General features: G+C 66.0%; 23 protein-coding genes. 13 read left to right on the top strand and 10 right to left on the bottom strand.

From position 1 onward, the window contains the following. The first annotated feature begins 1327 nt into the window (after positions 1 to 1327). Positions 1328 to 1735 (top strand): nuclear transport factor 2 family protein, encoded by a 408-nt coding sequence (locus tag K0O64_RS14840; RefSeq protein ID WP_071949833.1) that lies wholly within the window; start codon positions 1328 to 1330, stop codon positions 1733 to 1735. Here the strand turns inward: K0O64_RS14840 and K0O64_RS14835 are convergent. Then, on the bottom strand, positions 1732 to 2346 hold the full coding sequence (locus K0O64_RS14835; protein WP_071944686.1) for a TetR/AcrR family transcriptional regulator: 615 nt from the start codon (positions 2344 to 2346) through the stop codon (positions 1732 to 1734). The genes K0O64_RS14840 and K0O64_RS14835 overlap by 4 nt on opposite strands. 112 nt (positions 2347 to 2458) lie before the next feature. Between K0O64_RS14835 and K0O64_RS14830 the strand changes: the two genes are divergently transcribed. The 6 genes from K0O64_RS14830 to K0O64_RS14805 all read left to right on the top strand — a co-directional run bounded on the left by K0O64_RS14830 (position 2459) and on the right by K0O64_RS14805 (position 6615). Further along, entirely contained in the window at positions 2459 to 3163 is a 705-nt protein-coding gene (locus K0O64_RS14830) for a hypothetical protein (protein ID WP_071944688.1), read from the top strand. Further along, on the top strand, positions 3160 to 3912 hold the full coding sequence (locus K0O64_RS14825) for a hypothetical protein (protein ID WP_071944690.1): 753 nt from the start codon (positions 3160 to 3162) through the stop codon (positions 3910 to 3912). Before K0O64_RS14830 ends, K0O64_RS14825 begins: the two co-directional genes overlap by 4 nt. Beyond that, positions 3909 to 4517, top strand: coding sequence for a cytochrome c oxidase subunit 3 family protein (locus K0O64_RS14820; protein WP_071944692.1), 609 nt, complete (start codon positions 3909 to 3911; stop codon positions 4515 to 4517). The genes K0O64_RS14825 and K0O64_RS14820 overlap by 4 nt, the downstream gene beginning before the upstream one ends. Positions 4518 to 4521: 4 nt before the next feature. After that, entirely contained in the window at positions 4522 to 4800 is a 279-nt protein-coding gene (locus tag K0O64_RS14815) for a cytochrome C oxidase subunit IV family protein (protein WP_071944699.1), read from the top strand. An 87-nt stretch (positions 4801 to 4887) separates the two neighbouring features. After that, positions 4888 to 5106 (top strand): hypothetical protein, encoded by a 219-nt coding sequence (locus K0O64_RS14810; protein WP_071944701.1) that lies wholly within the window; start codon positions 4888 to 4890, stop codon positions 5104 to 5106. Between the two features lie 381 nt (positions 5107 to 5487). Further along, entirely contained in the window at positions 5488 to 6615 is a 1128-nt protein-coding gene (locus tag K0O64_RS14805) for a sodium:solute symporter family protein (protein ID WP_198044371.1), read from the top strand. On the opposite strand, the gene K0O64_RS14800 is transcribed toward K0O64_RS14805, so the two are convergent. Further along, the gene (locus K0O64_RS14800) at positions 6554 to 6955 is read right to left on the bottom strand and encodes a DUF1801 domain-containing protein (RefSeq protein WP_083542619.1); all 402 of its coding nucleotides are present in this window, start codon (positions 6953 to 6955) and stop codon (positions 6554 to 6556) included. The two genes, K0O64_RS14805 and K0O64_RS14800, sit on opposite strands and share 62 nt — an antisense overlap. A gap of 172 nt (positions 6956 to 7127) precedes the next feature. On the opposite strand from K0O64_RS14800, the gene K0O64_RS14795 reads away from it, so the two are divergent. Continuing rightward, positions 7128 to 7313, top strand: a complete 186-nt coding sequence (locus K0O64_RS14795) for a long chain fatty acid-CoA synthetase Faa4p (RefSeq protein WP_071944705.1) — start codon at positions 7128 to 7130, stop codon at positions 7311 to 7313. Between the two features lie 39 nt (positions 7314 to 7352). Here the strand turns inward: K0O64_RS14795 and K0O64_RS14790 are convergent, their stop codons facing one another. From K0O64_RS14790 to K0O64_RS14770, 5 genes are read right to left on the bottom strand one after another with little or no spacing between them, the layout of a single operon-like run. Beyond that, positions 7353 to 7796 (bottom strand): Zn-ribbon domain-containing OB-fold protein, encoded by a 444-nt coding sequence (locus tag K0O64_RS14790; RefSeq protein ID WP_071944707.1) that lies wholly within the window; start codon positions 7794 to 7796, stop codon positions 7353 to 7355. Next, positions 7793 to 8989 (bottom strand): thiolase family protein, encoded by a 1197-nt coding sequence (locus tag K0O64_RS14785; RefSeq protein ID WP_071944710.1) that lies wholly within the window; start codon positions 8987 to 8989, stop codon positions 7793 to 7795. The genes K0O64_RS14790 and K0O64_RS14785 overlap by 4 nt, the downstream gene beginning before the upstream one ends. Continuing rightward, positions 8986 to 9735 carry a potassium channel family protein gene (locus tag K0O64_RS14780; protein ID WP_071949835.1) on the bottom strand — a complete coding sequence of 250 codons (750 nt, stop codon included), beginning with the start codon at positions 9733 to 9735 and terminating at the stop codon, positions 8986 to 8988. The genes K0O64_RS14785 and K0O64_RS14780 overlap by 4 nt, the downstream gene beginning before the upstream one ends. A 17-nt stretch (positions 9736 to 9752) precedes the next feature. Then, positions 9753 to 9989, bottom strand: coding sequence for a hypothetical protein (locus K0O64_RS14775; protein ID WP_071944712.1), 237 nt, complete (start codon positions 9987 to 9989; stop codon positions 9753 to 9755). A gap of 2 nt (positions 9990 to 9991) precedes the next feature. Further along, entirely contained in the window at positions 9992 to 10840 is an 849-nt protein-coding gene (locus K0O64_RS14770; protein WP_071944714.1) for a sulfurtransferase, read from the bottom strand. A 331-nt stretch (positions 10841 to 11171) separates the two neighbouring features. Here K0O64_RS14770 and K0O64_RS14765 point away from each other — a divergent pair, with 331 nt between their 5' ends. Next, a complete protein-coding gene (locus K0O64_RS14765) occupies positions 11172 to 12302 on the top strand; it encodes a DmpA family aminopeptidase (RefSeq protein ID WP_220046452.1) in 1131 nt (376 codons plus the stop codon). Positions 12303 to 12304: 2 nt separating this feature from the next. Here the strand turns inward: K0O64_RS14765 and K0O64_RS14760 are convergent, their stop codons facing one another. Beyond that, positions 12305 to 13117: an acyl-CoA thioesterase domain-containing protein gene (locus K0O64_RS14760; RefSeq protein ID WP_071944719.1), complete on the bottom strand. Its 813-nt coding sequence runs from the start codon at positions 13115 to 13117 to the stop codon at positions 12305 to 12307. A gap of 64 nt (positions 13118 to 13181) precedes the next feature. On the opposite strand from K0O64_RS14760, the gene K0O64_RS14755 reads away from it, so the two are divergent. Next, a complete protein-coding gene (locus K0O64_RS14755) occupies positions 13182 to 14630 on the top strand; it encodes an MFS transporter (RefSeq protein WP_071944721.1) in 1449 nt (482 codons plus the stop codon). Here K0O64_RS14755 and K0O64_RS14750 read toward each other — a convergent pair whose 3' ends face one another. Beyond that, positions 14631 to 15497, bottom strand: coding sequence for an EamA family transporter (locus K0O64_RS14750; protein WP_071949838.1), 867 nt, complete (start codon positions 15495 to 15497; stop codon positions 14631 to 14633). A gap of 100 nt (positions 15498 to 15597) precedes the next feature. Between K0O64_RS14750 and K0O64_RS14745 the strand changes: the two genes are divergently transcribed. Genes K0O64_RS14745 through K0O64_RS14735 form a run of 3 tightly spaced genes read left to right on the top strand, consistent with a single transcriptional unit; the run spans position 15598 to position 18575 of the window. Beyond that, positions 15598 to 16065 (top strand): MarR family winged helix-turn-helix transcriptional regulator, encoded by a 468-nt coding sequence (locus K0O64_RS14745; protein WP_071944723.1) that lies wholly within the window; start codon positions 15598 to 15600, stop codon positions 16063 to 16065. Positions 16066 to 16114: 49 nt separating this feature from the next. Continuing rightward, positions 16115 to 17278, top strand: coding sequence for a sulfotransferase family protein (locus K0O64_RS14740; RefSeq protein WP_071944726.1), 1164 nt, complete (start codon positions 16115 to 16117; stop codon positions 17276 to 17278). Next, positions 17268 to 18575: a DUF1214 domain-containing protein gene (locus K0O64_RS14735; protein ID WP_071944728.1), complete on the top strand. Its 1308-nt coding sequence runs from the start codon at positions 17268 to 17270 to the stop codon at positions 18573 to 18575. The genes K0O64_RS14740 and K0O64_RS14735 overlap by 11 nt, the downstream gene beginning before the upstream one ends. Before the next feature lie 5 nt (positions 18576 to 18580). On the opposite strand, the gene lhgO is transcribed toward K0O64_RS14735, so the two are convergent. Next, the gene (gene lhgO, locus K0O64_RS14730) at positions 18581 to 19783 is read right to left on the bottom strand and encodes an L-2-hydroxyglutarate dehydrogenase (RefSeq protein WP_071944730.1); all 1203 of its coding nucleotides are present in this window, start codon (positions 19781 to 19783) and stop codon (positions 18581 to 18583) included.

Here is a 19783-nt window from a genome sequence, read left to right as displayed (position 1 = left end):
GAAACTGATCTATTCGCATGCCACGCGAATAACCAACTTACAACTTGACATAATGTGGCTTATCGGCAAAACGTAGACCTGGGCCAAACCCGGGATCCACACGTCAGGCGGTTCTCGTCGCACTCAGTGCATACATTCCATGGACGGCCTTCCTTCCCTGACCGTGTTCGTGGAAACCGCGTTCGTGGAAACACCGACCCCCCCGAGGGCGGCGTCGGCGCTGTACTCGTGGCTGCCGGCGGCACCGTTTCGCTGACGGCGGCCGCCGCCCGCGTCCGGCGCCGGTCGGGACGCTTTGCGACCAAACCAATCCCGCACGCGCACCAGCCTGATAACGCTAATTCGTCACTGTGACGTTTATGCAGGTGTGAACGCGTCTCAGGGTGCGCACCTGGCCGGCCGTCTCGCGCGCAGCCATAGAGCCCACCCAGTCATCGCAAACCCTGCGACGCTCCACGCACCACCACAGTCACCGCCGATGGCGGTCGACACGTCCCCCACACTTCCCCGTGGCAGCCACTAGATACGTCACAGTGACGGAATGAACCGCTCCTCGCCGGCTGCAAGCCACTCGAAGTTATGACCGAATTCCCCACGCCTTCAACGTAGTTCACCAAGTGCGACGAAGGGCGGCCCACTAGAATTCGTCACCGTGGGACGTCGGGGTCACCGTGTACTTGCGGTCGTCCTTACCGCCTTGTCGACGACCGGATTTGGCATTGTCGGCGCCGTCGCATCGACCGGTACCGCCACCGCCGAATGCTTCCAGCGAGGCGGCTACAACCCTCCGCGCTGCACGACGCAGGGCAAAGCCGTTAGTTCCGAACAAGATTCGTCGGACTCGCCGGATAAGGACCAGTCGGAGACCCCTCCGTCCGGCAGTAAGCCGGCAGACTCGGCACTCGATGCCTGCCAAGACCAAAGTGCCATGCCCACCTCGCTCGGATTGCCGACCGCCACGTGCCGTGCCAGCCAGGGCCCGACCAGCCCGCCGGACTCGGGCGTGACGGCCTGTCAGAATCAGAGTGTCATGCCCACTGCGATCGGCCTGCAACCCACCACGTGCCGTGCCAGTCAGGGCCCCAACACGCCACCCGACTCCGGCGTGACCGCCTGCCAGAATCAGAGCGCGATGCCCATCGCGATCGGCCTACAGACCACCACGTGTCGTGCCAGCCAAGGCCCGAACACCCCGCCCGACTCGGGTGTGAACGCGTGTCAGAACCAAAGCGCCATGGCCAATTCGCTCGGTCTTCCACCGGCGGCGTGTCCCCCGAGTGCGCATGGTTGACTCCTGATGAGGAGGTAGTCGAGGAAAGGAGTGCCAGTGTTCAGAGGCCCGATCGAAGATCGCCTTGCCATCCGGGAACGATTCGACAGCTACGGCGACGCCGTCACCCGCCAGGCACTCGACGACTATCTCGACTGCTGGACCGACGACGGTCAACGCTTCGGCAGTGGCGGTGAGTGTCACGGCAGAGACGAACTGCGCACGCACTGGCACGGCATCTGGAAAGCGCTGGCGCAGATGGCGTTCATGACCCAGATCGGTGCCATCGAGGTCGCGGGAACAGCCGCGACCGCACGGTCCTATTGTCTGGAAACGCTGCGCTTCCACGACGGCACGACCCGTCAGCTCATCGGAACCTACGACGACGAACTGCGTCGCGTCGACGGGGTATGGCGATTCAGTGTGCGCCGCTACCGAGTGCTCATCGACGACACCAACGCCTAAGGCCGTAGGCTGCGCAGCGTGCTCTTCACGAACTTCTTGAGCATCACCTCGCGCGCTGGGCCGCCCTCTCGGGCGCTGATGAGTACCGCGTGCAGCCCGATCAGGAAGAACGCGGCGCCGTCGTAGGCCTCGACGTCGTCGTAGAGTTCGCCACGGATGCGGGCACGTTCGATCTCGGCGGCCAACAACACGAAAGTCGGGTGCCTGCTCCACTGTTCGTCCTGGGCGAGCGCCGGTGAAAAATAGAGGCTGATCACATCACGGAATAAGGCTGCACCCCAACGAGTTTCGAGCTCGACTACCAGCCGGATGATTTCCTCAAGCACGGCCGCCAGGTCGTGGCGCGTCTCCAGGAATCGACTCAGCTCCTCACCCAGGAAGTCCTCGTCGCGGCGGATCAACTCGAGCAGGACATGTTCTTTGGTCGGGAAATGAAAATAGAACGTGCTTCGGGCGACGCCCGCGGCTTCGACGATGGCATTGATATCGGCCGAACTCGTCCCGGCCCGCTGAAACTCGACGATGGCGGCATCCAGAACCCGCGCGCGCGTTCGACGACGCTGGGCTTCTCGGCTGGTCGCGGTCTCACGCACCGTCCCATTGTGCAGCATGGACCTCTCTCATTGACAGATGTCACTCAAATGACACTTAATTGGCTGAATCCGGTCGCAGAAGGACCGAGTTCCGTTGTCATCTGTCAGCGAACGTGCTACAAAAAGGTCGATGAACACCAAGGGTCAGCGCATTCTGTTGTGGACCGCTCCGCCAGCCGTGGCGCTGCTCGCCCTGGCCTACCTGTTGTTCCCGGTCTTCTCGCCGCCGCTCTCCCCGACGCTGTCCCCCGAAGACGTGGCGGCGTTTTTCCGAGACAACGCCACCGGCGTTCTCGGCGTTGCGATCCTCTGCAACCTGATTGCCGGTTCGCTGATCCCGCTGTTCGCGGTGACCGCCGTGCAGATCTCCCGGGTCGCCACCTCGAGCGTCGTGCTGACCTACGCCTACATCATCTGTGTCGGCGTCGGGGCGACAGCCTTCATCCTCGCCGACTATTGCTGGGGTATGGCCGCTTTCAGGCCCGACCGCGATCCTCAGCTCGTGAGTCTGCTCAACGACATGGCGTGGTTCTTCTTCATCGCACCGGTCGGCACCATCATCGTGCAGAACCTGTGCTTCGCACTCAGTGTGTACCTCGACGAGCGGCCGGATCCGATCTTCCCGCGCTGGGCGGCGCACTTCAACGTCGCGACCGTCGTGCTTCTCGCTCCGAGTGCCTTCTCGATCCTGGTCAAGACCGGTCCTCTGGCCTGGAACGGCGTCCTGTCATTCACGTTGCGGCTGGTGACATTCGCCGTCTACATCGTGGTGATGTTCGTCGTCCTCCTGCGTGCGGTGAACAACCAGGGCAGCGAGCGGGAAGTGCTCGCGTGACGCGGCGCAGGAACCGCAAGCTCGATCAGTGGATCACCTTCTGGAGTGTGCCGTTCTTCTTCAACATCTTCGGACTGGTGTTCGTGCCGCTGAGCTGGATGATGCCGCCGCGGTCGCCGAGCGCGTCCACGCCGGACATCGTCGCGTTCATGCAGTCGCACAACCTGCTCGTCGCGTGTGTCCTGCTGACGCTGGCCTACGGTCTCGCGCCGGTGTCCAACGCGGTGTATCTCATGCAGATCAAGCGCATGTCGGTCAGTCCCGCGTTCCGCTACACATTGATGACGGGGGCCATCACCGGCGCCATCGTCGGCATGCTGTTCCCGATGTTCTGCTTCGGCCTCGGCGCCTTCCGGCCCGGGTACAGCCCCGCCGTTCTGTCGATGCTCTACGACTTCGGCTATTTGGCGTTCATCGGATCCCTGGGCTGCTTCTGCGTCATGTGGATGGCGTTCGGATTGGCCATCCTCCTGGACACGAACAACGTCCTGCCGAAGTGGCTCGGCTACTACACCGTCTGGCAGTACATGACCGAGTTGATGGCCGCACCGGTCTGGATCAACAGGTCAGGGCCGTTCGCCTGGAACGGCCTGATGACGTTCTGGTTCACGATGGTCCTTTATGTCTCTTGGCAACTCGTGGTCTACACGTGCATCTACCGGTCGATCAAGAAGCAGCCCGAGTCTGAACTCGACAACGCCGATCTCTCGACGGTCGCCACCGATTCGCGCACCGGGGTGACCGCGTGACCGACGTTGCCGAGGGTCGCGCAGACGACCTCAGCGCGTCGCGGCGAGACCCCGTACCCGGGCATGTACCCGGTGACCCGAGCATGTGGTTCTTCGTCATCGGCGATCTGTTCATCTTCGGTCTCTACTTCATCGGCTATATCTACTACCGCGGACAGAATCCCGATCTCTTCCTACGCAGCCAGGCTCGGCTCAATGTGGACATCGGCGCGATCAACACCGTTGTGCTGCTGACCAGTTCGCTGTTCGTGGTTCTGGGCGCCACCGCGGCCCGCGCCGGTAATTCGGCGGAAGCACTGCGCCGCTTCGTCATTGCGCTGGCCCTGGGCGCCGCCTTCCCCGTACTGAAGGCGTTCGAATGGATTCCCGAAATCACCGCCGGTATCACGCCGGGGACCAACCTGTTCTTCATGTTCTACTTCGTGATGACCGGCCTGCACCTGTGCCACGTTCTGCTCGGACTCGTCATCCTCTGCTTCGTGATCCGTAACCTGAAAACCGCAGCGCAGCCGAAGATCTCGTTCGTCGAGACGGGTGCCACATACTGGCACATGGTCGATGTCCTGTGGTTGGTCCTGTTCGCAGCGTTCTACCTGATGAGGTGATCTTGTGACCGCGCTGATCCGCAATTCGCTGACCATCGTATGGGCGCTGCTCACCGCGGTCACCGTCGTGTCGTGGCTGGTGTCCCGTGACGGCGGGGCCGCCCATCAGCTGAATTCGACGGTCACCACCGTCGTGCTGTTGATCGCCGCCGTGAAGGCACAACTGGTGATCTGGCACTTCATGGAGGTTCGGCGTGCGCCGGTGTGGCTCAAAGCGGTCACCAGTGGATGGGTGGTCGTGGTGATCGCTGCGATGCTCGGCGTGTACTTCGCCGGCGGATAGTGTCGCCGAGCCGGCTGTTGATCCGGAATGCCGACAATTAGTTCGGCACATGGTGCTTCCCGGCACATCAGCTGCAATGCTGGGCACATGCGCGACATCCTGCGTGGCCGGTGGTCGCTGCTGTGGCTGCTGGCCCCGGTGGCGCTGTTTCTCGCGCCACTCCCCTTCGTCAACCATCCCTACCTCCTCGGGCCGTGGCTGTTGGGTGCAACCGTGCTCACTCCGCTGTTCGTCTACCTGGCCGCCCGCAGTGATCCGGTGTTCCGCCACCACTCGTCGGCCCGAGACGAGCACGAAAGCCGGTGAACGCCGCCGTCTCGGTTTCGGTGCTGGCTGCGTTCCTGGTGGCCACGGTTGTCCTGGGCGTCGCGGCGCGCACCCGCGGCTCGAAGACCCGCGACCTGGTGGACTGGTCGATCGGCGGGCGCAGCCTGGGTCTGCTGCTGACCCTGGTGCTGATGGCCGGTGAGACCTACACCAGCTTCAGCTACCTCGGTGCCGCGGGGTGGTCGTATACCCATGGGCTTTCGGCGCTGTACGTGGTGGCCTACCTGTCGATCGGGATGGCCATCAGCTACCTGATCGCACCGCTGCTGTGGAACTACGCCCACGCTCACAACCTGGTCGGGCTCAGCGACATCGTCGCCCACCGGTTCGCCGCCCCCCTGGCTCGGTGCGGTGGTAGCAGTGCTGGCGACGGTGTTCGTGCTGCCGTACATCCAGTTGCAGATCACCGGCCTTGGAGTCGTGGTCGCCACGGTCAGCTATGGCACGATCGGCCTGTCGCTGGCGTATCTGCTGGCGTTCGTCATCTCCGAATCGTTCATCGTCCTCAGCGGATTACGGGGCAGCGCGTGGGTCTCGGTACTCAAAGACGTCCTGGCCGTGCTCACCCTGGTCTTCGTCTTCGTCTACATCCCGCTGCACTACTTCGGCTCCTATTCCGCTCTGCTGCAACGCATCACCGACGACCACCGCGCCTGGCTGACGCTGCCGGGTCCGACCAGCCACACCCTCGGCGTGGGCTGGTTCATCTCGACGGCCATCCTCAACGGCGTGGTGTTCACCGTCTTCCCGACGCAGATCGCCGGGTTCCTCGGCGCGCGAAATGCTCAGGCACTGCGCAGGAATGCCATCATCCTGCCCTTCTACCAGGTGTTGTTGTTCGTGCCGGTGATCCTCGGGCTGGCCGCACTGTTCGTGGTGCCGGGACTCAAAGACTCCAATCTCGCGCTCTTCGAGATGATCAGGACCGAAGTGCCCCCATGGTTGCTCGGTGTGATCGGAGCGGCCGGTGCGCTCTCGGCAATCGTGCCGATGGCGATGTTTATGCTCGTCATCGGAACCATGTGGGGCCGTTCGGTTTTGGGAATCCACCCGCGAACCGCGCCGCGGCAGCGCGAACTTGCCCAGGCGGTGGCCCTACTGGCCGGCGTTGCGGCGCTACTGATGACCTACACCTGGCCGAACGCTCTGGTTCGGCTGTCGCTGGTGTCGTATGAGGGTATGGCGCAGTTGATGCCGGCCGTGTTGGTGGCGCTGGTGTGGCGGAAGGTATCTGCCACAGCGGTCGTCGCCGGGCTGGCGGTCGGTGTGAGCGCAGTCTGCTGGCTGGTCTTCACCGATCACGACCCCGTCCACGGCATCAACGCGGGGCTGGTGGCGCTGGCCGGCAATGTCGTCGTTTTGGTCGCAATCAGCCTGATCCGGCCCGCGGCAACGCCCCGTGACAGGCTGGCGCAACCGGAATCGGCTAGCCGCGTTTACCCGACCGCGACTTCGCCGACATGTTCAGTTCAATCGCCGCCTGAATGAGGTCCGCCAGCACCTCTTCGTCGATGACATCGCCCTCGTGAAAATCGATCGCCCGCCGGGTGTTTCCCTCGAGACTGGAATTGAACAATCCCGACGGATCCGGCAGCGACGCACCCTTGGCGAACGTCATCTTGACCGCGGCCTTATATGTCTCACCCGTGCAGATCATTCCGGCGTGGGACCACACCGGAACACCGCGCCACTTCCACTCCTCCACCACGTCCGGATCGGCACGTTTGATCACGGCACGGATCTGCGCGAGCGTCTCGCCGCGCCAATCGTCGATCTCGGCAATCCGGGCATCGATCCGTTGCGAAGCGGTGAGGTTGTCGTCAGCCATCTGTCCATCATGGTCACCAGTGCCGCGATTTTGTATTCCGGGTCACAGAGAGTATCTTTTCCCGCGGCCCAGAATCGTTTCGGAAAGCTTGAAGATGCGTACTCATTACAGAACTCGCGGCTTCTCCACTCGACCGCAACGGGGTCTTCGCACCCATCATGTCCTTCGGCCGATGGCCGGCCAGTGCTTCGAAATCGACATTCGGTTCGAGAGCAACCGCTGGCTGATTCGCATCCCGGAAATCAACGATGCGACCGAGGCGACCACACGGGACAAAGTCGAATTGGCCGCCCGCGAGTGCATCGCCACCCGCACCGGCATCCCCATCGGCTACATCTCCGTCTGGGCTCGCGACTGACCCGAATCCCGTTGCCTGGCAACGGGATAACTTAGCCCGTCAGTGAGTCACGGGCCGGAACAACGGTATCCACACCCGGGTGTCTTCCTCTCCCGAGAGCCCGGTCCAGTCTTCGAAGAAGACATCCACCTCGAGCCCGATCCGCATGTCCGCCGGCTCGACATCCACGACATTGCTGATCAGCCGAACGCCCGGCTCCTCAGCAATTTCCACCATCGCCACGATGTAGGGCGGCTCGAATCCGGGAATCCAGGGCTGCCGGTCGACGCTGAATGCCGCGACCGTCCCCCGCCCGGACACCTTCTCCGGGCCGACATCGGTACTGCGACAGCGCCAGCACGCCGGTCCGGGTGGGTGGAAGAAATGTCCGCAGGCACGGCAGCGGCTGATCAGGAGATTTCCCTCGCGTCCACCGGTCCAGAACGCTTGCGATTCGGGGGTTGGGCTGGGCGCGAGCCGCAGATCCGGGCGTTGATAGCTCATCGGCTGCTCACCAACATCGAACCCGCGACGGGTCCGCCGCCGACGCCGACCGCGACGACTTCCGGGGTGCGCGGAGCCTGGCGTTCACCGCCTTCTCCCCACAGCTGCACGCACGCCTCGTGCAGGAAGCCCATACCGTGCAGGCGTCCGCCCGACAGCTGACCGCCGCTGGTGTTCAACGGCAACTCGCCGTCGAGCGCGATCCGCTCACCGCCGGCGATGAATTCGCCGACCCGGCCGTGCTCGCAGAATCCCAGCGCCTCCAACCACATCACGGTCAGAAAGCTGAAGCCGTCATACAACTGGGCCATGTCGACATCACCCGGTCGCAGTTCGGTGTGCTCCCACAACGTGGCGGCCGAGTCGTGGGCGGCCATCGTGGTCAGGTCGAAACGTTGTTCCCACGTTGGTCTTTCGAACATGCCCGGGCCGACGGATTCGACCGTCAGCGGGTGGCGAGGCAATCCGCCGCAGGCATCCCGACGGGAGACGATGACCGCGGTGGCGCCGTCGCAGGGCACATCACAGTCGTACAGGCACAACGGTTCCGAGATCATCCGCGCGGACAGATAGTCCTCCATCGTCAGTGGGTCGCGGTACACGGCATCGGGGTTGCGACCCGCATTGCGCCGGGCGTTCAGCGCGATCGCACCGAGTTGCTCACGGGTGAGCCCGAAGTCGTGCATGTACCGCTGCGCCGGCATCGCCAGCCAGTTGGCCGCCGACAGCGCGCCGAACGGCGCCGTCCATTCCATCTGCGGCGGCAGCTTCCCGCCGCCGCCGAGCAAGACCGAGGCGTGGCCGCCGCCGGCGTGCTGCGCCGCGGTCGACTCCCACACCGACCGGAACACCACCACATGGTTGGCCAAGCCGAGGGTGACGGCCATACAGGCTTCGATCACCGGTCCGATCTGACCCGCGGTCTCCAGCCCGGACATGTACCACCTGCTGCGTAGGCCCAGGGCGGTCCGCACGTCGGTGACGTTGGCCCCGGAAAAGCCCGGGTTGCCGGCCACCGCACCCGGATAGCTGGCGATGCCGTCCACGTCGTCGACATCGAGCCCGGCGTCGGCGATCGCCCGCAACACGGCTTCGATGGTCAGTTCCAGCCCGGTGCGGCCCAGGCGGCGCCCCACCTGCGACTTTCCCGCACCGGTGATGACAGCCTTGCCGTCGAACGGCCCGCGGGTCACCGGCTCCTCCCCTCGGTCTGCGCGGCCACGAGGTCCGCGAGCCGGGACACCTCGGCCTGCAGACTTTCGATATGCGCAACGGTGGCGGCTTGCTGGGCGCTGTCCTCCGCCGATACCCGTTGCACGATCCAGCTGGCGATGGTGGCAGTGATGGCACCGACCATGCTGATCCCGCCAATCATGAGCAGCGCAGCGACGATCCGCCCCAGCACCGTCACCGGATAGAGGTCGCCGTAACCGACGGTGGTGATGGTGGTGACCGACCACCAGATCGCGTCGCCGAAGCTCGTGATGTTGGCGCCGGGCGCGGGACGTTCGACCTGGAGCACCGCCAGTGAGGCGGCGTAGACCAACAGGACCGCGCTGAACGCGGTGTAGACCACCACGCGGCCGCGGATCGCGTCGCCGATGGCGCGCTGCAGGGCACCCACGAGCGCGACGAGGCGCAGCAACAGGAGCGGACCCATCAACGGCAACACGACGACGACGAGATCGAGCAGGTGGCGGACGAACCACCGGGTCCGATGCTCGGCCAGCACCAGACGCGCGACATAGTCGACGAGGAAGGGCAGATACAGCACGAACAGCAGCCCGTGAATGATGTGCTGGTTCAAGCCCTGTGGTTGCGCCAGCACCTTGACCGAGAACAGCGCAAGGAAGATCGCGGCGCAGGCCGCCAGCGGCCACTCTGCCAGCCCCTCCCAGCGCTGCTGTCGCGACGCGGGGTCCGTCGTCTCGTCAGCCATCTCACGATCGACGATCGTCACGATGTCGGGGTCTCCTCCTGCTTGTGCGTAACCTGGCGGGCTCGCATGGTCTGGTCGGTCAGGCCCAGTGCGATCAGCACGTCGATCGCAGTGATCACCAGGCCCCAGTAGTACATCCACCGGATTGTCGGGTCGGGTTGGGCGGCGAAGTACACGACCAGAAAGATCGGCCCGACGATGCCGAACACGAAGCACATCGCCTGAACCTTCAGGTACACCAGGAACGTCTCCATCGTCACTGCTCGCCGCGGGCGACGGGCCGATCCGGATCGGAGCTCCACTGCGACCAGGATCCTGGGAACAGGGCCGCGTCGCGGCCCGCGGCGGTCAACGCGGCGACGGTCACCGCCGCGGTGATCCCCGATCCGCAGTAGACGCCGATCGGATCGCCGGGTTCGATACCGCGGTCGGTCAGCAGGCCGGCCAGGGCGGCGTCATCGAGAAACGTTTCCTGCCCGCTGAGCAGCGTCGTGCTCGGAAGGTTGCGCGCGCCGGGGATGTGCCCGGCGACGGCGTCAACCGGTTCCACGTCGCCGCGGAACCGTTCCGGCGCTCGGGCGTCGAGCAGCGGGCCGTTGCCGACCTCGTCGATGGTCAGGGTTGGCAGCGCGCCGGCATACAGATCCTCGTGGGCCACCGTCACGTCGCCCGGCGCCGGATCCACCGGACCGGCTTCGACCGGTCCGCCTGCTGCCTTCCACGACGACCAGCCTCCGTCGAGGATGCGGACGTCCGTGATTCCCGCGGCCGTCAGCACCCACCAGGCCCGCGCCGATCCCGCCCGGTTCCAGTCGTCGTAGACGACGACCGGGCGCCCGTCACGAACACCCCAGCGTCGTGCGGCGGCCTGCACCGCCGACCCCGACGGAAGCGGGTGGCGGCCGCGGTCTGGCACGGTGTGGTCGGTCAACTCGTCGTCGAGCGACACGTACACCGCGCCGGGCACATGCCCGCGCACGTACTGCTCTCGGCCGTCCGGTTCGCTCAAGGTCCAGCGCACGTCGAGCACGGTGACCGGGTCACCGGCCGCCAACCGGTCGGCCAACGCGTCAGCGGTGATCAGCACGTCAGCGCGCCCCGTCATCGAGTCTCCGTTCGTCGTCAGCCGGCACCGATGATCATGCCCGGCGCGCCCGCTGAGGCGGGCATCAGGTGATCAACCTGAGAGGAACCTGAAATCGAGTAGTGCACTACGCGTGCGCACGCCGATATCCGCCCGATAACTTGGCTTCAACATCGGACGAAACACGGATTCCGCCCGGGGGGCGCCGGAATCGCCTGATGGCTCGCAACACGGCTTTGGGGGGTGTGGTGCGAGCACCAGGCGGCGCTGGGGAAGGTGTGACAACCTTCCCCGGCGCCCGTGGTCTTTCTCGGCACCTCTCCGCCCCGTAGCCGACGGTAGGGTCGGCCGGGTGACGTCTCCAGCGGCATTCACCACCGACGGCCGACCGCGCGCCCGCGGACTCGACATCCCTCTTACCGGCGAACCGGGGCCACTCAACGCGATCACCGACGTGCCCGGTGTCGAGGTCGGTGTCACCACCCTGGTGGCCGGTGACGCGGTCCGCACCGGCGTCACGGCGATCCTGCCCCGCGGGCGGGCCGGACTCGGCCGGCCCTGCGCGGCGGGGTGGTTCTCCCTCAACGGCAACGGCGAGATGACCGGCACCACCTGGATCGAGGAGTCCGGTGCCTTCAATCTGCCTGTGCTGCTGTCGAATACGCATGCCGTTGGTTCCTGCCATACGGGCGTGATCTCCTGGGTCAACCGCGTCGACCCGGTCCTGGCACGGCAATGGTTGTTGCCGGTGTGCGCCGAAACCTGGGATGGCTACCTCAACGACATCAACGGCGCCCATGTGCGACCGGAGCATGCCGAAGCAGCCCTGGACAATGCCACCGGGGGCCCGGTGGCGGAAGGCTCTGTCGGCGGCGGTACCGGGATGAACTGCTATGACCTCAAGGGCGGCAACGGAACCGCGTCTCGGCTTGTGCGCTACGGAAGCCACACCTTCACGGTGGGCGCGTTCGTGCAGGCGAATTTCGGTGCGCGCCATGAACTCACCGTGGCCGGGCGGCACGTCGGCCAGCGCCTGGACGTCGAGAATCCGCTCGACGGCGACTGGTTCGAGCGTGATCTCAACCGGCCGCCGCCCGGCGCCGGTTCGGTGATCGCGGTGATCGCGACCGATGCGCCGCTGCTACCCGGACAGTGCAAGGCACTCGCCCGTCGGGTTCCCTTGGGGCTGGCCCGTACCGGCACCACCGGTAGCCACTTCTCCGGAGACATCTTCCTGGCCTTCTCCACCGCTGACGCACCGGATCTCGCCAGCCGCTTCCCCATCGGCCCGGTCCGCGACGACGAGTTCGGCCACGTGAGGTTCCTGCCGTGGGGCCGGATGGATGAGCTCTACGCCGCCGTCGTGCACAGCGTCGAGGAGGCGGTGCTCAACGCACTCGTGGTCAACGCCGACATGGTCGGCCGCGACGGGCATCGATCCCCCGCGGTACCGCACGACCAGCTGCGCGCGCTGCTGCTCTAGAGTCAGACGCTCAACGTCGGGATCGAATCGGGTGCGCTGAAGTCGATCTGAGCTGCCGGGTTCGCGATCGCGGTGACCAGACCGGTGCCGAACGGGCCGACACTGTCGAACAGTGTCCCGGTGCCCACCGAGATGCCGTCCGACACCCAATGTGAATCACCTTGCACACCAATGTGTTCCGACTCCGGCAGCCGGGACAAAGCAACGGTCAGATCGCCGTTGATGTAGCCGATGCCCTTGGTGCCCAGGTTGCTGACCAGACTGGTGGCCTCGGCGACGACGACCGTCCGGACAAACGGGGTGATGTCGTGACCGGCGACCACGTCGATCGGGCTGTGATAGACGCGTTTACGTGAGGTGTTCTGGTGCGCTCCCCCGTCGGCGCGCCATCCGACGTCGTCGCTGCCGATGAAGAACCCGTGCTGCTCGCCATCCGATGGCGGGGTGAATTCGGCGTGAGCGAACCATTCGTCGCCCGGCGGAGGCTCGGACAGCCGGTACTGCACCAGCGTCGCCCGCGCGACGATCACGTCGCCCTGCATGACATCGCACTCGGAATTGCGGATGCGGCGACCGTCGCGAATCAGCCGCGAACGCACCGTGGTTGGCACCCGTCGAGCCGCCTTGAACAGGTCGACCGTGAGCCGCGCGGGCAGGAACTCGGGCAGTCCGAACCGCTGCTCGAGATTGAACGCGGCCAGGCTGACCACCGCGGGCCCGTTAAGCATGTCGTCGCCCCAGCGGCTTCGGGCGTTCTCCGTCGGGTGGAACATGCCGTCGGGATCGGAAATGAAATGCGCCGGTCGGGTGCCCATCCGGGCATCCTCGCACAACGGACTCCGGTGTCAGCCATCGGTTCTTAGACGACATAATCAACGGGTGTCAGATCTTGAGACGCAGGGCATCGGCTATCGCAGGCCGGGGCTTCTCGTCGCCACCCTGAGCGTCGTCGCGCTGACGGTGGCCGTCCTGCAGACCGGAGTCGTGCCGGTCCTCGGCGTGATGGCTCGGCAACTGCATGCCTCCCCGGTCGACGTCAGCTGGGCGGTGACGGCGAATCTGCTCGCCGCGGCCGCCACCACGCCGCTCATCGGCCGGCTGGCCGACCTGTACAGCAAGAAGCGGGTGCTGCTGGCCGTCCTCGCGATCGTGCTCGCCGGCTCGTTACTCGCCGCGCTGACATCGTCACTCCCCCTGCTGATCACCGCGCGGGTGTTGCAGGGCGCGTCGTACTCGCTCTACCCCATCGGGGTGTCCATCCTGCGGGAGGAGTTGCCTGCGGACCGGCTGATGCGCGCGATGGCGGTGCTGTCCGGTTCCCTCGGCTTCGGCGGCGGTATGGGCCTGGTGGTCACCGGCCTGCTGATGCGCGGCGACGCCGGCTATCACCGGGTGTTCTGGCTGACGACGATCTTCACCGTTGCGGTGATCGTCGCGGTGCTGGCGGTTCTGCCGACCCGGCCCCGAAGTTCCGACGGGACGGTGGACTGGGCCGGCGCGGCGGGGCTCGCGCTGGGCCTGTCCGCGGTCCTGCTGGCGATCACCCAGGGCCACGGCTGGGGCTGGATCTCGCCCGCCACGATCGGCTGCCTCGGCGCCGGACTGGCGCTGCTGACGGCGTGGTGGCGGTGGGAACGCCGCAGCGCCCACCCGCTGGTGTCGACGGCGATGCTGTCCCGACGCCCAATCCTGTTGACCAACCTCGCCACGATCCTGGTCGGAATGGGCCTGTACTTCGCGTTCCTGGGCCTCACCGACTTCGTCGAGGCGCCGGCGGGCAGCGGCTACGGCTTCGCGGCGACCGTGCTTGGCGCCAGCGTCATCTTCCTGCTGCCGGGCGCACTGGCCGGCTTCCTCACCGCGGTGGCCAGCGGCCGCTACATCGACCGCTTCGGCGCCCGCGCGGTACTGATCGTCGGTGCGGCCGCCGGGGTGCTCGGATTCGTCCTGCTGGCCGTCCTGCACGACGAGCCGTGGCAGGTGATCATGGCCGGCGTCCTGGCCAACGCCTACATCAGCCTGGCCTACGGCGCACTGCCCGCCCTGGTCGTGCGCGAGGTCGACGCCGACGAAACCGGTGTCGCCACAAGCATGAACGCGATCGCGCGCACCGTGGGCAGCTCGATCGCGGCCGCGATCGTCGCGGTGCTGCTGGGCCGCTCCCAACACGGCCACACCCCGGAAAGCAGCTTCACCATCATCTTCGCCCTCGGTGCGATCACCGCCGCCGCCGCGATGGTGTTGATCGCCGTGACCCGGCCCCGGCTGCGGACCGCCTCCGTCGACGACGTCGCCGAGTCCCGCGCGATGAACCACGAGTGGGGCTGACTACCCGGGCTGAACGGAAGCCGGTGCGTCGCGCACCCCCCGGTGGGCGGCGCCGATCCCGGCGACCACGACGAACGCGATCCCGGCGATCGCGGCCGCGTTGGGCACCTGATGCAGGACGAGAAATCCGATCAGCAACGCCAGCGCGGGTTCCAGACTCATCAACGTGCCGAACGCCGCGGCGTTCAGGCGACGCAGCGCCAGCAGTTCGAGGATGAACGGCACGATCGGCAGCAGCAGCGCCAACCCGAGGCCGATGAGGATCATGTCCGGAGTCATCCGTGGCAGCACGGCCGCGCCGACCGTCGCCGTGCCGACTACGGCGGCTACCGGCATCGAGACCCCCAGACCCTGAAGTCCACTCACCCGGTCGCCGACGCGCTGGGTCAGCAGGATGTAGGCCGCCCAGCAGACCGCCGCACCCAGCGCGAAGCCCACGCCGACGGCGTCGATGTCGCCCTGCCAGGGTTGGGTCAACGCCAGGACGCCGACGGCGGCCAGCGCCGGCCACACCCAGCGAGCGCGGCCGCTTCCACTGACCACCGCCACCCCGAGCGGTCCGAGGAACTCCAGCGCGCTGGCCGTGCCCATGGGGATGCGGGCCAACGCCGCCATGAACAGCATTGTGATCAGGGCCGTCACGATCCCGAGCGGCACGCAAATTTCGAAGGTGGCACGGGTGAAGTCGGCCCGCCGCGGCCGAACCACCACCAGGAACAGGACGCCGGCCCAGGCCAGGCGCAACCACGCGGCCCCTTCGGCCCCGATCCGGTCGATCAGATCGACCGCGAGCGCGAGGCCGAGTTGAACGCTGGTCATCGACCCCACGGCCATGGCGGCACCGACACGCGCCGGATGTGCGGTCATGGTGGGCATTCAACGACACCCGTCGCATCCTGATGCCAGCGGGCTGGTATCAACGTTGCTGACACCCCATAAAAAGCGGACACCGTGGAACGGACGCGCTGTGACTTCTTCGCCGAAGGACGCCTCGCTCGACTCGATCAGTCGAACGCTGGCCCAGGTCGTGCGCCTGACCAGCAGCCGGTCCCTGTTCGCTCGTCAGGCCGCCGCCGCCGGCGTCGGCCTGACCCAACCGTCGTATGCGCTGCTTCGAGCACTGATCGACAACGGCCCGCTCGCCATGGGTGCCCTCGCGCGCAGTACCCACATGGACATGGGAATGGCGACACGTCAGGTCACCTCCTTGGTGGACGCGGGCCTCGTCACGCGAAACCCGGACCCGGCCGATCTGCGAGTCGCCCTCGTGACCGTCACCTCGCAGGGACGACGCGTCGCCGGGAAGCTGCTCGGCGTACGCATCGGCCACCTCCAAAGGGCGCTGGCGGACTGGACGGAAGCCGAACTCGATCAGTTCGATCGGCTCCTGACCCGATTCGTCGCCGACTCCCTTGCCACCCCGATCGACGACTGAACCACTCCGTTTGCTTGACTTTGTCAATCTTTCGCTCCTACTCTCGACCATGGCCGGGGCACGGTTCTACTTCGACGTGGGCAACTACGTCACGATGCTGCGACTCGTGCGCGCCGAGCCCGACCGTGGCCGTCGACGAAAACTGCTCGCCGCGTTCCTGATCGGCGTTCCGGCGATGGCGGCGATCCACGCCATCTGCTTCGCGTTGGATCCGCTGCTGTTCCCCTCGCTGCGGCGCACCGAGGTCCGCGAACCGGTCTTCTGCGTCGGGCATGCCCGCAGCGGCACCACCTATCTGCATCGCCTGATGGCGCGCGACGACCAGTTCAGCGTGGTCCTGATGTACGAGATGTTCTTCCCCTCACTGCTGGAGAAGCGGCTGCTGCGGCTGCTGTTCCGTGCCGACGAGGTGCTATTCGGAAAGCGGCTGCGACACAGGATCGACGCGATCGAAGAACGCGCCTTCGCCGAGACCAACGACATGCACCGCACCGGCTTCTTCGCCGCGGAAGAAGATGACTTCCTGCTCACGTGGTCGCTGGGGTCCGGATTCTGGATCGTGCTGTTCCCCTACCTGGGTCAACTGGACTTCTACCACGTCGACAGGTGGAGTGAACGCAAGCGCCGCCGGCTGATGACGTTCTACGCAGAATGCGTCCGACGCCAAGTGGCCCTCAACGGCGGCCGGACCCACCTGAGCAAGAACCCCACCTTCTGCGGGCGCGTGGAATCACTCATCGAAACCTTCCCCGACGCGAAATTCATTGTGCCCATGCGGAATCCGTACGAGACCATCCCGAGCCTGCTCAAGATGCTGCAAACCACCTGGCAACTACAGGGCCGCGACGAGCGGTTGATCCTGGAATCGATCCGAATCCTGGCCGACCAGTCCTTCGACTCCTACTGTCATCCGCTCGACGTGCTGGCCCGTCACCCCGAGATCCGCTCGTGTGTGGTCGATTATCGCGATCTGGTCGGCGAGCCTGCGGCCACCATGCGGCGGGTCTACGACGAGCTCGACCTCGATCTGCCACCGGATGTGGCCGCAGCCATCAGCGCCTCGCGCGGGCAGGGCCACGAGACCACCCACCGGTACAGCCTCGAGGAGTTCGGTCTGGATCCGCAGGCGATCCACGTCCGGCTCGCACCCCTTTTCGACCAGTTCGGCTGGTCGAACGAAGGACACGAAGGAGAGCACGCAGGTGTCAACTGATCACGGTGCCGGCGAGCTGCGTGCCGCCTGGGACGACCTCACTGCTGCCCTGAACCGCGCCCGCGACGCCGTGGACTCCGAGGAGCTGCACGCTCCCCCGCCCAGCGAACGCGGCCTGGCCGAGGGTTACCGCTACCTCCTCGGATTCACCTTCGCCGCGATCGAGCGGGCTTTCTTCGAACACCCCGAATTCCCCTATTTTCGGCGCGCCATCCAGCCGACCGACAAGGCCACCATCGACAACGCCGACGCGCTGTACCTGTCGGCGGCCATCGACGGCGATCAGACGTACCGCATCCGTGGCCGGGTGCTCGCGCAGGCGCCGCAGTACATGATCTTCGAGACCCACACCGCATACGCCGGGGACTCGGGCAGCCTGATGGAACTGAGCCCAGCCCATCGCATGATCACCGGGTCGCTGGACAGCAGCGAGTTGCGCATCGAGAGCGACGGGCAGTTCGAGATCCTCGTCGGTCCGCAAGCCCCAACCGGGTTCACCGGCAATTTCCTGCCTAGCCGGGTCACCGAAACCGGCTCATGGACAGCGCAATACCTCATCGTGCGGGTGCTGTTCCACGACTGGGCCCACGAGTACTGCCCCGACTTGCACATCGAGCAGATCGGTCAGGAAGGACGGCATCCCAGGGCCATCGACGCCGCGGATGCCGCCAGCCGGATGCGTCGTGCCGGTTCGATCGTCGAGAACCAGATGAAGTTCTGGAACGAGTTCTACGACGTGATCTTGGAGGCGCACGGCGATCGTAACGGCGACGGCGCAACATTCATGCCGCGCAACGGATTGAACGCACCTGCTCGCGCCAACCTGGCCACCGGTGGCGGGCAGAACACGAACGTCTACTCCGGTGGGGTGTTCGACCTCGAGCCGGACGAGGCACTGCTGATCGAGACGAGCGTCCCGGTGCAACCCGCCTACAGCGGGTTCCACCTGAGCAACCTGTGGGGTGAATCGCTCGACTACGCCAATCACCAATCCAGTCTCAACGGCTTCCAGGCCGAACCGGATGACGACGGCATCGTCCGCTACGTCGTCGCCGCAGGCGATCCGGGCGTACCCAACTGGCTGGACACCACCGGGCTGCGGAAGGGCTTCCTCAGCTTCCGCTGGACCTACGCCCAGGATCCCGAGCAGCTCCCCGAAATCTCGGTCAGCACAGTCCCGTTGGCTGACGTGCGCAGCCGCATGCCCGCCACCACGCGGACGGTAACGCCCGACGAGCGGGCCGCGCAGATCGCGATCCGGCAGGCGCACGTGCAGCGCAGGTACCGCCAGTACTGACTCGTCTAGCCGGTGACGCGGTCGACCAGTTCGCGGGCCAGTGCGAACGCCGACGTGGCCGCCGGGGACGGCGCATTGCGCACATGGGAGATGCGACCGTCGCGGGAGATCACGAAATCGTCGACCAGCGAGCCGTCGCGGCCGACGGCTTGCGCTCGGACACCCGCGTGTGAACTGCCGTCCAGATCAGTCGGCGTCAGCCCGGGCATGTAGCGGGCGGCGGCGGTGACGAACGCCTTGCGGCTGGCCGCCATCCGGATCTCGTCGAGCCCCACCCGCCAGTAGCGGTGCGCCACCCGCCAGGTGCCCGGCCAGGTCAGCGTCTCCCACGAGTCGCGAACACTCAACCGCCGCAACGAATACGCGTCGCGGGCAGCCACCATCATGGCGGTGGGTCCGAGTGTCACATCGCCGGTGATGTGCTTGGTGATGTGCACACCGAGGAACGGCAGGTCCGGGTTGGGCACCGGATAGATCATCCCGTTCAGGCGCGGTGACAGCGTGGGTTTGAGTCCGAGGTAGGCCCCGCGGAACGGGACGATCTGCGGATCTCGCGGCGCCCCCGCACGTCGGGCGAGGCGGTCGGCCCACAGTCCGGCACAGGCGATCACCGTGCCGGCACGCAGCGGGCCGCCGGCGGTGTGGACAACCGGATTCTCTCCGCCGTCGATCGCGGTCACCGCGGTGCCGAACCGCACCGAGACCCCCGCGGCCGTCAGTTCATCGACCAGGGTGGTGGCCACGGCGGGGTAATCGACGATGCCGGTGTTGGGCGCATGAAGTGCTTGCAGCCCAACGGCATTGGGCTCGATCTCGGCGATCTCCTCGGGGCCAATGCGACGCAGACCCGGCACGGCGTTGGCGATACCGCGCTCTTCGAGATCGTCGAGGCGACCGAGCTCAGCGGGCGATACCGCGACGATCAGTTTGCCGCACCGTTCATGCTTGATCGCGTTGTGCTCGCAGTACTCGTACATCAGCCGCGCACCTTCGACGCACAGCCTGGCCTTCAGCGATCCGGGTTGGTAGTAGATGCCGCCATGGATCACTCCGGAGTTGTGGCCAGTCTGGTGGCGCGCCGGCGCGGCTTCGCGTTCCAGGACGGCGACCGAATCATCGGGGCGGCGCCACATCCACTCTCGGGCCACGGCCAGGCCGACGATGCCGGCGCCGACGACCACGAGGTCGTACCGATCGGCAGAACCCAT

The organism is Mycolicibacterium pallens (genome assembly GCF_019456675.1).
Taxonomy (GTDB): domain Bacteria; phylum Actinomycetota; class Actinomycetes; order Mycobacteriales; family Mycobacteriaceae; genus Mycobacterium; species Mycobacterium crocinum.
This window is presented reverse-complemented; position numbering and strand designations above follow the sequence as displayed.

What these genes read in the sequence shown, in the direction of transcription:
- K0O64_RS14835 (WP_071944686.1), bottom strand. Translation starts at nt 2,346, where the DNA reads ATGCTGCACAATGGGACGGTGCGTGAGACCGCGACCAGCCGAGAAGCC.
- K0O64_RS14830 (WP_071944688.1), top strand. Translation starts at nt 2,459, where the DNA reads ATGAACACCAAGGGTCAGCGCATTCTGTTGTGGACCGCTCCGCCAGCC.
- K0O64_RS14810 (WP_071944701.1), top strand. Translation starts at nt 4,888, where the DNA reads ATGCGCGACATCCTGCGTGGCCGGTGGTCGCTGCTGTGGCTGCTGGCC.
- K0O64_RS14800 (WP_083542619.1), bottom strand. Translation starts at nt 6,955, where the DNA reads ATGGCTGACGACAACCTCACCGCTTCGCAACGGATCGATGCCCGGATT.
- K0O64_RS14795 (WP_071944705.1), top strand. Translation starts at nt 7,128, where the DNA reads ATGGCCGGCCAGTGCTTCGAAATCGACATTCGGTTCGAGAGCAACCGC.
- K0O64_RS14790 (WP_071944707.1), bottom strand. Translation starts at nt 7,796, where the DNA reads ATGAGCTATCAACGCCCGGATCTGCGGCTCGCGCCCAGCCCAACCCCC.
- K0O64_RS14780 (WP_071949835.1), bottom strand. Translation starts at nt 9,735, where the DNA reads ATGGCTGACGAGACGACGGACCCCGCGTCGCGACAGCAGCGCTGGGAG.
- K0O64_RS14775 (WP_071944712.1), bottom strand. Translation starts at nt 9,989, where the DNA reads ATGGAGACGTTCCTGGTGTACCTGAAGGTTCAGGCGATGTGCTTCGTG.
- K0O64_RS14770 (WP_071944714.1), bottom strand. Translation starts at nt 10,840, where the DNA reads ATGACGGGGCGCGCTGACGTGCTGATCACCGCTGACGCGTTGGCCGAC.
- K0O64_RS14760 (WP_071944719.1), bottom strand. Translation starts at nt 13,117, where the DNA reads ATGGGCACCCGACCGGCGCATTTCATTTCCGATCCCGACGGCATGTTC.
- K0O64_RS14750 (WP_071949838.1), bottom strand. Translation starts at nt 15,497, where the DNA reads ATGACCGCACATCCGGCGCGTGTCGGTGCCGCCATGGCCGTGGGGTCG.
- K0O64_RS14740 (WP_071944726.1), top strand. Translation starts at nt 16,115, where the DNA reads ATGGCCGGGGCACGGTTCTACTTCGACGTGGGCAACTACGTCACGATG.
- lhgO (WP_071944730.1), bottom strand. Translation starts at nt 19,783, where the DNA reads ATGGGTTCTGCCGATCGGTACGACCTCGTGGTCGTCGGCGCCGGCATC.